16 protein-coding genes are annotated in these 12060 nt (G+C 66.7%); 9 read left to right on the top strand and 7 right to left on the bottom strand.

Features of this window, described 5'->3' with window-relative positions; translation table 11 throughout:
* Positions 1 to 5: 5 nt before the first annotated feature.
* Positions 6 to 1007, bottom strand: a complete 1002-nt coding sequence (mltG, locus tag ACNKW1_RS11495; protein WP_418364728.1) for an endolytic transglycosylase MltG — start codon at positions 1005 to 1007, stop codon at positions 6 to 8.
* A gap of 188 nt (positions 1008 to 1195) precedes the next feature.
* Here mltG and ACNKW1_RS11500 point away from each other — a divergent pair, with 188 nt between their 5' ends.
* Complete coding sequence (locus tag ACNKW1_RS11500; RefSeq protein WP_418364729.1) at positions 1196 to 2230, top strand: YgfZ/GcvT domain-containing protein; 1035 nt, start codon at positions 1196 to 1198, stop codon at positions 2228 to 2230.
* A gap of 22 nt (positions 2231 to 2252) precedes the next feature.
* Positions 2253 to 3062 (top strand): NRDE family protein, encoded by an 810-nt coding sequence (locus ACNKW1_RS11505; protein WP_418364730.1) that lies wholly within the window; start codon positions 2253 to 2255, stop codon positions 3060 to 3062.
* Here ACNKW1_RS11505 and ACNKW1_RS11510 read toward each other — a convergent pair.
* The 3 genes from ACNKW1_RS11510 to tadA are packed head-to-tail and all read right to left on the bottom strand — an operon-like array spanning position 3032 to position 4453.
* Positions 3032 to 3511 carry a GNAT family N-acetyltransferase gene (locus tag ACNKW1_RS11510; protein ID WP_418364731.1) on the bottom strand — a complete coding sequence of 160 codons (480 nt, stop codon included), beginning with the start codon at positions 3509 to 3511 and terminating at the stop codon, positions 3032 to 3034. The genes ACNKW1_RS11505 and ACNKW1_RS11510 overlap by 31 nt on opposite strands.
* The gene (locus tag ACNKW1_RS11515; RefSeq protein WP_418364732.1) at positions 3508 to 3987 is read right to left on the bottom strand and encodes a L,D-transpeptidase family protein; all 480 of its coding nucleotides are present in this window, start codon (positions 3985 to 3987) and stop codon (positions 3508 to 3510) included. The genes ACNKW1_RS11510 and ACNKW1_RS11515 overlap by 4 nt, the downstream gene beginning before the upstream one ends.
* Before the next feature lies 1 nt (position 3988).
* Complete coding sequence (gene tadA / locus ACNKW1_RS11520; protein WP_418364733.1) at positions 3989 to 4453, bottom strand: tRNA adenosine(34) deaminase TadA; 465 nt, start codon at positions 4451 to 4453, stop codon at positions 3989 to 3991.
* A 121-nt stretch (positions 4454 to 4574) separates the two neighbouring features.
* Here tadA and xpt point away from each other — a divergent pair, with 121 nt between their 5' ends.
* Together xpt and ACNKW1_RS11530 are read left to right on the top strand one after the other, a co-directional pair.
* Positions 4575 to 5177 (top strand): xanthine phosphoribosyltransferase, encoded by a 603-nt coding sequence (xpt, locus tag ACNKW1_RS11525; protein ID WP_418364734.1) that lies wholly within the window; start codon positions 4575 to 4577, stop codon positions 5175 to 5177.
* Between the two features lie 91 nt (positions 5178 to 5268).
* Complete coding sequence (locus tag ACNKW1_RS11530; RefSeq protein WP_418364735.1) at positions 5269 to 6129, top strand: HDOD domain-containing protein; 861 nt, start codon at positions 5269 to 5271, stop codon at positions 6127 to 6129.
* 16 nt (positions 6130 to 6145) lie between these two features.
* Here ACNKW1_RS11530 and ACNKW1_RS11535 read toward each other — a convergent pair whose 3' ends face one another.
* Positions 6146 to 7090, bottom strand: a complete 945-nt coding sequence (locus ACNKW1_RS11535) for an alpha/beta hydrolase (RefSeq protein WP_418364736.1) — start codon at positions 7088 to 7090, stop codon at positions 6146 to 6148.
* A gap of 60 nt (positions 7091 to 7150) precedes the next feature.
* On the bottom strand, positions 7151 to 7351 hold the full coding sequence (locus ACNKW1_RS11540; RefSeq protein WP_418364737.1) for a hypothetical protein: 201 nt from the start codon (positions 7349 to 7351) through the stop codon (positions 7151 to 7153).
* Between ACNKW1_RS11540 and ppk2 the strand changes: the two genes are divergently transcribed.
* The 4 genes from ppk2 to ACNKW1_RS11560 all read left to right on the top strand — a co-directional run bounded on the left by ppk2 (position 7350) and on the right by ACNKW1_RS11560 (position 10941).
* Positions 7350 to 8531 carry a polyphosphate kinase 2 gene (gene ppk2, locus ACNKW1_RS11545; RefSeq protein ID WP_418364738.1) on the top strand — a complete coding sequence of 394 codons (1182 nt, stop codon included), beginning with the start codon at positions 7350 to 7352 and terminating at the stop codon, positions 8529 to 8531. The genes ACNKW1_RS11540 and ppk2 overlap by 2 nt on opposite strands.
* A gap of 175 nt (positions 8532 to 8706) precedes the next feature.
* A complete protein-coding gene (locus tag ACNKW1_RS11550) occupies positions 8707 to 9273 on the top strand; it encodes a glutathione peroxidase (RefSeq protein WP_418364739.1) in 567 nt (188 codons plus the stop codon).
* A 106-nt stretch (positions 9274 to 9379) separates the two neighbouring features.
* Complete coding sequence (gene gorA, locus ACNKW1_RS11555) at positions 9380 to 10720, top strand: glutathione-disulfide reductase (RefSeq protein ID WP_418364740.1); 1341 nt, start codon at positions 9380 to 9382, stop codon at positions 10718 to 10720.
* A gap of 11 nt (positions 10721 to 10731) precedes the next feature.
* A complete protein-coding gene (locus tag ACNKW1_RS11560) occupies positions 10732 to 10941 on the top strand; it encodes a hypothetical protein (protein ID WP_418364741.1) in 210 nt (69 codons plus the stop codon).
* On the opposite strand, the gene ACNKW1_RS11565 is transcribed toward ACNKW1_RS11560, so the two are convergent.
* Positions 10938 to 11273: a DUF2249 domain-containing protein gene (locus ACNKW1_RS11565; RefSeq protein ID WP_418364742.1), complete on the bottom strand. Its 336-nt coding sequence runs from the start codon at positions 11271 to 11273 to the stop codon at positions 10938 to 10940. The two genes, ACNKW1_RS11560 and ACNKW1_RS11565, sit on opposite strands and share 4 nt — an antisense overlap.
* 161 nt (positions 11274 to 11434) lie before the next feature.
* Between ACNKW1_RS11565 and ACNKW1_RS11570 the strand changes: the two genes are divergently transcribed.
* Positions 11435 to 12052, top strand: coding sequence for a LemA family protein (locus ACNKW1_RS11570; RefSeq protein ID WP_418364743.1), 618 nt, complete (start codon positions 11435 to 11437; stop codon positions 12050 to 12052).
* Positions 12053 to 12060 lie beyond the last annotated feature (8 nt).

Raw genomic sequence — 12060 nt, forward strand, 5'->3', positions numbered from 1 at the left:
TCGCATCATCCGCCCCGCTTGCGGATGAACTTGTTGACCGCGCGATTGTGGTCGGCGAGGTTGCGGGAGAACTCGCTGCTGCCATCGCCGCGCGCGACGAAGTACAGGTAATCGCTTTTCTGCGGCTGGACGGCGGCGCGCAGCGAGGCCTCGCCCGGCATCGCGATCGGCGTCGGTGGTAGTCCAGCGCGCGTGTAGGTGTTCCAGGGGTGATCGGTGTCCAGATGCACGCGACGCAGGCGGCCGTCGAAGCCCTCGCCGAGGCCGTAAATCACCGTCGGATCGGTCTGCAGCCGCATCCCGATGCGCAGCCGGTTGGCGAACACCGAGGCGACGAGCGCACGATCTGCTGCGCTACCCGTTTCCTTTTCGATGATCGACGCCAGGATCAGCGCCTCATAGGGCGAGGCAAGCGGTAGCGCCGGGTCGCGCTCGCCCCACGCGCGCTCGAGCCGCACCTGCATCATCTGGTACGCGCGCTCCAGCACCGCAAGCGCGCTGCTGTGCTTGTCGAACAGGTAGGTGTCGGGAAAGAACAGGCCTTCGGGATGCGCCTCGGCGGCCCCAATGCGCGCGAGCAGCTCGGCGTCGCTCAGCCCGGCGCTGTCCGGCTCCAGCTCGGGATGGGACTCGAGCGCCTGACGTACCTGGCGGAACGTCCAGCCTTCGAGCAGCACCAGCTCGCCCTGGGTCACGTCGCCATCGGAGAGCTTGAGCACGATCTGCCAGGGCGTGATGCCCGCATGCACCTCATAGCTGCCCGCCTTGATGCGGTGCGCACGATCGCCGATACGCGCGATCAGCGCCAACGCGCGGGCATCCACGCCAACGCCTGCGCGCTCGATGATCGTCGCCGCCTGACGCATGCCCACACCGCGCGGGATGGTGAAATCGACGCGCTCGGCAGACAGGGGCAGCGAACGGTGGGCATACCACCACCCTGCGCCGGCGACGGACGCCGTGGCAAGGACGAGCAGGACAAGGAGGCTGAGAAAAAGACGCTTCATCGGCGGTTGCTGGGCAAAATCCCTGCCGGCAGCATGGGCGACCGGCGCACGGAGGGGGCCTATAATACTTCATCGTGCAGCGCGTCCCCCGCGGGACGAAATACCACAGAACACGCAAACAAGAATTCGCTGCCGCTAGACCCGACGACCCGACATCCGACCAAAAACCGAACCCAAACGATCCGACCATGACAGCCTGGACCGACCACCTCGCCCACCGGGGCGCCACCCTGGGCGACGATGCCCGCTCTGCCTCTTTCGCCGACGCCACCACCGAAGCGCGCAGCGCCGACGGAACCATCGCGGTGCCGCTGCTGCACCTGGGCACCCTCCGCGCAGTCGGCCCGGACTCGGCCGAGTTCCTGCACAACCTCGTGTCCAACGACGTCAAGAAGCTGCCCGCAGACGGCGCCGAGTGGAACAGCTTCAACTCGCCCAAAGGCCGGATGATCGCGAGCTTCCTGCTGTGGTCCGAGCCCGAGGGCCACGCCTTCGCGCTCTCGGCCGACATCTTGCCGGCCTTCCTGAAGAAGCTCTCGATGTACGTGCTGCGCAGCAAGGTCAAGCTGTCGGACGCGCGTGCGGACACCGCCCTCATCGGGCTGGCCGGCCCCGACGCCGCCGCTGCCGCGCTGGGGGCCGGCGCCCTGCTGCCGGAAGCCGACATGAAGCAGACGGTGACCGACGCCGGCCTGCGCTGCATCCGCCTGAGCCCGACCCGCTACCTGCTCGCCGCGCCAATCGCCACCGCCGGCGCTGCTTTCGATGCTGCGTGCGCGGCCGGGGCCACCGCTGCCGGCACCACTGCCTGGCAGCTCGACATGATTCGCGCCGGACTCCCGCTGATCACCGCAGCCACACAGGAAGAGTTCGTCGCCCAGATGCTCAACTACGAACTCATCGGCGGGGTGAACTTCCACAAGGGCTGCTATCCCGGCCAGGAGATCGTGGCGCGCACGCAGTATCTGGGCAAGCTCAAGAAGCGCACCTACCGGGTCGCGCTGCCCGCGGGCACCGAAGCCGGCCCGGGGACGGACCTGTACGCACCGGACTTCGGCGAGCAGTCGGCCGGCAAGCTGGTCAACGTCGCACCCACTGCCGACGGCGGCTTCGAAGCGCTGGCGGTGCTCCAGTGCAGCAGCGCCGAGGCGGGCGAGGTCCGCGTCGGCGCACCCGATGGCCCGCGCCTGTCGCTGCTCGACCTGCCCTACGCGCTGGCCTGAGCGACACCGGAACCCGCCCACCGTGTGCCTGATCGTCTTCGCCTGGCAGGCGCACGAACGATACCCGCTGATCGTCGCGGCCAACCGGGACGAGTTTTTCAGCCGCCCAGCCGCGCCCGCGCACTGGTGGCCCGAATCGCCCGCGCTGCTTGCCGGCCGTGATCTCGAGGCGGGCGGCACGTGGATGGGGCTGACGCGAGGCGGGCGCTTCGCTGCGCTCACGAACTTCCGTGATCCAAGCCAGCGGATGGAAGGGGCGCCATCGCGCGGCGCACTGGTCCGCAGCGCGCTCGAGGACGGGGAGGACGTCGAGACTGCGCTGCAGGCGCTGGCGCGAGGCGCGCAAGCGTATGCAGGGTTCAACCTGATGCTCTCGGACGGCCACCGGCTCGGGGTGCTCGAGAGCACCACCGGCGCGGTGCGCATGCTGACGCCGGGCGTTTACGGGCTGTCGAACCATCTCCTCGATACGCCCTGGCCCAAGCTGGTCAAGGCTCGCGCGGGCCTGTCCGCAGCAATCCCTCTGCTCGATGAAGCCGCAGCCGATGCGCAAGAGCACGCGGAACAGGCCGCAATCACCGCTCTGCTCGACCTGTTGCGCGACCCCACACCCGCCCCCGACCCGCACTTGCCCGCTACCGGCATGAGTCTGGAATGGGAGCGCTGGCTCTCACCCGCCTTCATTCGTGCCCCCGGTTACGGCACGCGCTGCAGCAGCGTCCTGCTACAGGCCCGGGACGGACACCTGCGCTTCGTCGAATGGAGCTGGGATCGCGACGGCGCCCTGCTCGGCCGGGTGGATCACCACTTTCCCGCACGATCGCCCGACTGAACCGCGGGCAGCACGCGCCGCATGGCGCGGTGCTCGATGCCGGCCTCCATGAAGACCTCACCGAAGGCTTCGAAGCCATGCCGGCTATAGAAGTCGAGCGCATGCACCTGGGCGTTGAGCACAACCTCGCACATTCGCCGACGCCGCGCCTCCTCGACGAGAGCGCTCAGCACCGCGCCACCCACGCCGGCGCCGCGGGCTGGGGCCGACACCGCCATGCGTCCGATGTGGCCGTCGGGCAGCAGGCGGCCCGTACCGACCACCCGGCCGCGGGCATCGCGTGCGATGGCGTGTCGGCTGAGCGGATCCATGGCGTCGCGCTCGATCTCGGGCGGCACGCCCTGCTCGCACACGAACACCGCCTCGCGCACGGGCATCACCAGCGCCTCGGCCACGGCCCAGTCCGCGACCTCGATGCAAAAGGGTTCGACATCAGCCTGTTCGCTCATTCAACGATCTCCACCTGCGCCCCGGGCGGCAGCAGGTCGAACAGTTCGATGATGTCCCGGTTTCGCATGCGCACGCAGCCATGCGAACGCGGTTCGCCCATGGGCTGGTCATCGCCGGTGCCGTGGATGTAGATGTAGCGGCGCATGGAGTCGACCTCCCCTCCGCGGTTGCGTCCGGGCTCCTCGCCGCATAGCCACAGGATGCGGGTCAGGATCCAGTCACGGCCAGGGTGGCTTGCCGCAAACCCGGGCGTCCACAGCTCACCAGTCGGCCTGCGACCACGAAACACCGTACCGCAGGCGGCACCGGCACCGATCCGGGCGCGCACCCGGTGGCGGCCGCGCGGCGTGCAGTGGCTGCCCTGCTCTTCGCCCGCCCCCCTGGCGGCGGTGGAGATCGGGTAACGCCGGATGCAGGCCCCGTCGTCGCCGAAGAGGTGCAGCAACTGTTCACCGATCACGACGCGCGCGCGCATGTCAGGCCACCAGCGTCTTGTTGCGTCGCGCCGCGAAGAAGCGCGACAACATGTGTCCGCAGTCATCGGCCAGCAAACCGCCTTCGACGCGGGCATGGTGGTTGAGCCGGGTTTCCGCGAACAGATCGAGCACACTGCCCGCCACGCCCGTCTTGGGGTCCCGGGCACCGAACACCACGCGCGCGATGCGCGCATGCATGATTGCCCCGGTGCACATCACGCAGGGCTCCAGGGTCACATAGAGTTCACAGCCCGGCAGGCGGTAGTTGCCCAGCCGCGCAGCCGCATCGCGCAGCGCCATGATCTCGGCATGCGCGGTCGGATCGTGTCGACCGATGGGCTGGTTTAAGCCGCGGCCGACGATCTCTCCTTCGTACACGACGATCGCCCCCACGGGGACTTCGCCACAGGCACCGGCCTCGCGCGCCTGCTCCAGGGCGGCGCGCATGTAGTCTTCGTCGTTCATCGCTTGCATCGCTATCGGGATGGCGGAATTCTAGCCCGAACACCCGCGCACCTCATCCGCGCGCTAAAATCCGCGCAATCCGCCCCCGGCAGAGGGGCGTTTTCAGTTTACGGACCTGCCCATGATTGTCGACCCTGACCTCATCCGCCCCTACGCACCGCTGGTGCGAAGGATCGAAGCCGAAGCCACCGTGATCGGCGACCAGATCCTCAAGATCGACCATTTCCTGAACCACCGCATCGAACCCCGTTTCATCACCGAGATGGGCAATGAGCTCGCAAAGCGGCTCGCACAGTTCCAGCCCACGGTCGTGCTGACTGCCGAGGCCAGCGGCATCGCGCCCGGCCTCGTCGTGGCACAGGCACTCGAGTTGCCGCTGGTGTACGCGAAGAAGTACGCACCCGAGGTCGAGTCGCCCGCCATCGCGCGCGTCATCCCGTCCCCTACCAAAGGTGGCGAGACCAAGCTGGTGCTCTCGCAGCGCTACCTGCTCCCCACCGACCGCGTGGTGATCGTCGACGATTTCCTCTCCAATGGCCGCACCGCGGTGGCGCTGGTCGAGATGGCGCGGGAAGCCGGCGCCCAGGTACTGGCAGCAAGCTTCATCGTGGAAAAACGCTTCAAGAAGGGCCATGCAACGATCGAGGCGCTGGGCGTGCCGGTCTGCACGCTCGCCCAGGTCGAAGCCCTCGAGAACGGCCGCGTCGTCCTGACCCAGCCCTGAGCACGCAAACGTTGCGAACGTGGGCGACGGCATGCCCGCAAGCGCACGTGTGCGCTTACACTCACATCACTCTTTGAACCGGACCCTGGCCATGGATGACTTCCAGTCGCAACTCGATGCCTTCTCGCAGCAGGTTGAAGAGGAACTGCGCGAAGGCGCACTGAGCTTTCCGACCGTATTCGACCTGTCGCTGCGGATCAAGAAGCTCGCCGACGACCCGGACAGCTCGCTCAGCGACATTACCGCAGCCGTCCGTGCCGAGCCGGTGCTCGCGGCCAAGGTCATCCGCATGGCAAACACCCTGTCGATGAACCCCTACCGTGGCGAGATCACGGGACTGCCCCAGGCAATCGGGCGTATCGGCCTGTCCACGCTGCGCTGCCTGGCCTTCGCCGTAGCGGCGGAACAGGTTGCCCGCGACCACCGCTCCCGCCAGATGCGCCTGATCGCGACCGGGCTGTGGATGCATTCGGTGGACGTCGCTTCCTGGGCCTGCGCGTTCGCGCATCACCTTGGCCGCCGTGACGCAGACGCCGCGATGCTTGCCGGCCTGGTGCTCGACATCGGGCAGTTCTTCCTGCTCGCGCGCGCAGCCCGCTACCCGGCACTGGAAAGCGATATGGGCCGTTTCGCAGAGGCCGTCGCGGTCTGGGACGATCCGGTGCGCGGCGCCATCCTCGAGGATTTCGGCATGCCCGAGGTGATCATCGACGCCTGCACCAGCGATCCGATCGCAATCACCGCATGGCCGCCGGTCGCACTCAACGACGTCCTCCACCTCGCCACGCTCGCCGCGGAGACGCCCAACCCCTTCGACAGTCTGCTCGGCATTCAGAATCGGCCGGAGCTTCGCGATGCAAGCCTCGGCGAGGTCGGCGCCAGCGAGTTCGAGCCGCTGGTGGCCGAAGCGCGCGAAACCCGCCTCGAACTCATTTCGGCAGTGAGCGACTGAAGGGGCGGCACGAGACTCAGTCGCCCCGCAGGGCGCGGCGAAGCGCCTGCGCCGCCAGCGCCACGGCCCGCCCCGACTCTGGGAACAGCTTGCCGAGCGTGAAGAAGCCGTGCACCACGCCTTCGAAGACGTGGTGTTCGACCATGCCGCCCTCAGCGACCGCGCGTTGCGCAAAGGCAGCGCAGTCATCGACCAGCGGATCGAATTCTGCAGCGATCAGTAGCATCGGCGGCAGCCCCGCCAGCGATGCGGCGCGCATCGGCGAGGCACGCCAGTCCTCCGTATTGCCTTCGGGAAGATAGCGCTCGAAGAACCACTGCAGCGTCTCGAGATCGAGGAAGTAGCCGTCGGCGTAACGCGCGCGCGAAGGGCGCGCACTGAGGATCTCGGTGCTCGGATAGACGAGCATCAGGAACACGGGTCGCGTCGGCTGCTGGCGCAAATCCAGCGCAGTCACCAGCGACAGGTTGCCCCCCGCGCTGTCGCCACCAAGCGCGATCCGCTCAACATCCACACCGAGCAGGCCGGCATTCCCGGCACACCAGTCAAAGGCCAGGCGCGCATCCTCCACCGCAGCCGGAAAGGGATGCTCGGGGGCGAGCCGGTAGTCGACCGACAGCACCGCGCAGTCCGACCCGTTGGCGAGCTCGCGGCACAGCACGTCGTAGCTGGGCACGTCTCCAACGCACCAGCCGCCCCCGTGCAGGTAGATCAGCAGCGGTAGCACCTCGTCCCGGTGGCTGGCAAGCGGCCGGTAGAAGCGCGCCAGCAGGGCCGAACCATCGCCGCGCGGAATCGGCACCTCGGTCACAGAAGCCACCGCCGGAGCCTCGGGCCGGAAGGCGAACTGCAGCTTCTGAAAGGAATGGCGCGCCTGCGCCGGCGACAGCTCATGGAAACGGGGGGCACCGACACGGTAGGCCATGTCGAGCAGGGATCGGGTCTCGGGTGTCAAAGGCATGAAGTCGGAGAAGCGACACTGCGCGCGGCAGGGTCGGTAGCGGATTGAAGGCGCGCAATTCTACCCGCGCAGCGTCCACCGCGCCGAACGACCTGCCGGCGCGATGAGCCGCCAGCGCACATCAGTTGACCAATCGCCCAGCCTGCGAAGCCCCGGATACATGCATTGCATCGCAGGCAGAAAGAAGATCGATCGAAAGTCCATCCGCGGGCAATCGCTAAGGGCATAGAATTTATCCTGATCTATCAGGAGGAAATTCATGGCGAAATCCAACCATGCAGAAGAAACCGGCACTTCCGGACAGCAAACCACGGTGCGTGCCGAGAGCACCGGGGCGCGCCGGCGCGCACCAACTCGCAAGGCTCGCGACGGTGACGTTGCACCCGCCCTCGACACGGCCGAGATCGAGCGCTTCGAGGTCGACGAGGCCATCGCTGCAGCGCAGGACGCCAAGATCGTCGCTGTCAGCGACATCCTCCAACACGAGGCGGAGCGCAGCGCCGCAGACAAGCTGCGCACCCTGGAAGCGATCCTGTCCGGCGCATCACCAGACGACATCCACATGCTGCGTAGCGCCCTCATGCGCGCCGACCGCACTCAGGGCAAGGCACAGGACCCCGACGACGAGCTTGCACCCGACTGGCGCCAGGGTGGCTATCCTTACCGCAACCTGATGTCGCGCAAGGCCTACGAGAAGCAGAAGTACCGCCTGCAGGTGGAGTTGCTGAAGCTCCAGGCCTGGGTCAAGGAGACGGGTCAGCGCGTGGTGATCCTGTTCGAGGGGCGCGACGCCGCCGGCAAGGGCGGCACCATCAAGCGCTTCATGGAGCACTTGAATCCGCGCGGCGCACATGTGGTGGCACTGGAGAAGCCGACCGAAACCGAGCGCGGCCAGTGGTACTTCCAGCGCTACATCCAGCACCTGCCCACCGCCGGCGAGATCGCGCTGTTCGACCGCTCCTGGTACAACCGCGCCGGCGTGGAGCGCGTCATGGGCTTCTGCAGCGACGACGAGTACAACGAGTTCATGCGCCAGGTGCCGGAGTTCGAACGCAACCTCGTGCGCAGCGGCATCCACCTGATCAAGTTCTGGTTCTCGGTAAGCCGCGACGAGCAGCGCCGCCGCTTCCGCGAACGCGAGTCGCACCCACTCAAGCAGTGGAAGCTGTCCCCCATCGACCTCGCCTCGCTCGACAAGTGGGACGACTACACCAAGGCCAAGGAAGCGATGTTCTTCTACACCGACACCGCCGACGCACCGTGGACAGTTGTCAAGTCCGACTGCAAGAAGCGCGCACGCCTCAACGCCCTGCGCTATGTACTGCACAAGCTGCCCTACACCAACAAGAACCTCGAACAGATCGGTGCCCTGGACCCGCTTCTGGTGGGGCGCGCCAACGTGGTGTATGAACGTGGCGAGAAGGACGTTGCGCTGCTGTGAACGCGCTTGGAGTCCGCCCACAAGGCGGGCTCTCTGCGTATCGACCCGCAGCGCTGGCCCTTGATCGCATCAGCGCAAGTGGCAATGACGGCGATAGTACGGTCCGCATGTAGCGCGCGGCGAACCGGATTGGCTCGCGCGGGTCCATACGACACCTTCCACGGAGACCATGACCATGCTGCGCACCGCTCTTCGACACCTTGCTCGTTCCGCGACGCTCGTTGCCCTCGCACTGGCCGGCACAAGCGTTCTCGCCCAGTCAGCGGACGCACCGGACAGCCTCTTTGACCACAGCCTGCGCCGTCTGCACGCCGACGAAGTCGTGCAGCTCGCCGAGCGCTACGCGGGGCATCCGGTGCTGGTGGTCAACACCGCAAGCCACTGCGGTTTCACCCGCCAGTTCCGCCAGCTCGAAACGCTGCACCAGCGCTACAAGGACAAGGGGCTGAAGGTCGCTGGCTTTCCGTCCGACGACTTCCGCCAGGAAGCGGACGACGAGGCGAAGACCGCGGAGGTCTGCTTCGAGAATTTCGGCGTCACCTTCGACATGTACGCGCCCATCCCGGTGACCGGCGAGGCCGCGCACCCGATCTTCCGCGAGATCGCGCGCCAGTCCTCGGCGCCAGAATGGAACTTCCACAAGTACGTGATCGATCGCAACGGGCGCGTGGTCGCCGCCTTCCCGAGCGAAGTCAAGCCGGACGCCCCTGAAGTGATCGCCGCGATCGAAAAGGTGCTGTAATCGCCCGCTGCCGCGACGCGCGAAACACGATAGAGTCCCCTTGGTGATCGCCGAGGTGCACCATGCACCCCGGCCGCGAGGACAAGAGAACAAGCAGGGAGAACGCATGAAGGAATACGATCTGATCGCGATCGGTGGCGGCAGCGGTGGCGTGGCCACGGCACGGCGCGCAGCCGAGTATGGCGCGCGGGTTCTGCTGATCGAAGGCGCCCGCCTGGGCGGCACCTGCGTCAATGTGGGCTGTGTACCCAAGAAGGTCATGTGGTACGCATCCAGCATCGCCCAGGCCATGCGCGACGCGCCGGGCTATGGTTTCACCGTGGGCGAAACACGCTTCGACTGGAGTGCGCTCAAGCAGCGCCGCGACGCCTACATCGAACGGCTGAACGGCATCTACGCGGGCATGCTCGACAAATCCGGCGTGGAAGTGGCGCGCGGCTTCGGGCGCTTCACCGGACCGGGCACGGTCGAGGTGAATGGCGAGCGTTTCAGCGCACCGCACATCGTCGTTGCCACCGGTGGCAAGCCGGTGACGCCGGACATCCCGGGCGCCGGGCTGGGCATGGACTCGGACGGCTTCTTCGCGCTCGAGACGCAGCCGCGCCGTGTTGCAGTGGTCGGCGCCGGGTACATCGCGGTGGAACTCGCAGGGGTCTTCGCAGGACTGGGCTCCGAGGTGAATCTGCTTGTGCGCGGCGATCGGCTCTTGAAGAACTTCGACGCACTCCTGCGCGAAGAGCTCGCAGTGCAGATGCAGGAAGACGGTGTCCGCCTCCATCTCGGGACGCAGGTCACCGCCATCGAGCGCACCGCAGACGGCGCACTGCGCGTCGCGTGCCGCGACGGCAAGGTGCTGGAGGTCGATGCGCTGGTCTGGGCGACCGGTCGCCGACCGAACACCGATGCGCTCGACCTGGCTGCTGCGGGAGTCGGCGTACGGGACGATGGCGTGATTCCCGTCGACGCCTTCCAGAATACGAACGCCGCCGGCATCTACGCCATCGGCGACATCACCGGTCACGCGGAGCTCACGCCGGTGGCGATCGCGGCCGGACGCAGGCTCGCGGCGCGGCTTTTCCTCGGCCAGACGGACAGCAGGCTGGAGTACGAGAACATCCCGAGCGTGGTCTTCAGCCACCCGGCGATCGGCACCGTCGGCCTCACCGAAGAGGCCGCACGCGCGCGCTTCGACACCGTGAAGACCTACGTGACCCGGTTTACTGCGATGTACCACGCCCTGACCGAACATCGCCCCAAGACTGCGATGAAGCTCGTATGCGCGGGCCCCGAGGAGCGTATTGTCGGCGCCCATGTAATCGGCGACGGTGCGGACGAGATGCTGCAGGGCTTTGCGGTAGCGGTGAAGATGGGCGCAACCAAGGCAGACTTCGACAACACTGTGGCGATCCATCCGACCAGCGCGGAAGAGTTCGTCACCCTGCGCTGAGGAAGCAACCCATGCCGATGACGTACGAGCAACATCTGGACGAGGTTGCAACCCTGCTCTACGAGCGCTTCGACCAAAATGAAAAGGCGGCCATCAAACTGGTGATGGCCGCCCAGGAGGACGGGTTCTTCAGCGGGCATGACGACGATCCGTCCATTTGCACGCTGGAACGCGCGCAGGCCGATGCCCGCGCGGTCTTCCGCAAGTACGGAAAGGCTTAGGAGCAGCAGCCGTGGCCGCCACCGCCACCGCAGCCACCGCCATGGCCGGCGACGGCTGCAGCCGCTGCGGGGGCACCCGCTGCAGCTTCGGCACCGAGCTGGATGGTGAAGTCGATGACGATGTTGCCGGGCTCGCGCTCGACATAATTGATACCGACCTGTTTGCCGTAGCGCTGCTGGATCTGGTTCAGCAGCGGCAGCGGATCGTGGTCATTCACGAAGCGCATGACTTCGCCGTCCTCGAGCGACTCGAGCGCACCGAAGATCGCGGCATGGCGGAAGCGCTTGGCGACGCCGCGCGCATCAAAGGGGTGAACAGCGTTCTGGAACATCGGGGGTCTTCCATCGAAGAGGTCCGGTCTCGGACTGCGGCCGGAATCGCAGCGAGCAGATCCTATCCCCACCAGCAGGAACGGACCTTGAGCAAGGACAAAAAAACTGCTCTTGCTGCTAAAGTAGTCCTCATCCACTCAGCATTCCCCGGGAACACACCATGCGCCCAGCGCCGATCCGACACTACCTTGCCCTCCTCGCCCTGGCCGCCTCGCTCGGACTGGGTGGGTGCGGCTACAACGACTTCCAGCGTCTGGACGAGGAAACCCGCTCCGCATGGTCCGAGGTGCTGAACCAGTACCAGCGGCGCGCCGACCTGATCCCCAACCTGGTGGAGACGGTCAAGGGCGAGGCGGATTTCGAGCAGGAGACCCTGAGCCGGGTGATCGAGGCCCGCGCCAGGGCGACCGCCATCCAGGTAACGCCAGAGATGCTGCAGGATCCGCAAGCCATGGAGCGCTTCCAGGCAGCCCAAGGGCAGCTTGGCAGCGCGCTGTCTCGCCTGCTCGCCGTGTCGGAGAACTATCCCAACCTGAAGGCCAACCAGGGCTTCCAGGATCTGCGCGTGCAGCTCGAAGGCAGCGAAAATCGCGTCACCGTCGCGCGCAACCGCTATATCGAGGCAGTCAGGAATTACAACGTGCTCGCACGCAGCTTCCCGAGCAATCTCACCGCGATGGTGTTCGGCTACGAACCCAAGCCGGGCTTCACCGTCGCCAACGAGGCCGAGATCGCTACTCCGCCGCGCGTGGACTTCGGTAGCCAGGACAAGCGCTGAACGGGGGC

Source organism: Thauera sp. WH-2, assembly GCF_048321015.1.
Classification (GTDB): domain Bacteria; phylum Pseudomonadota; class Gammaproteobacteria; order Burkholderiales; family Rhodocyclaceae; genus Thauera.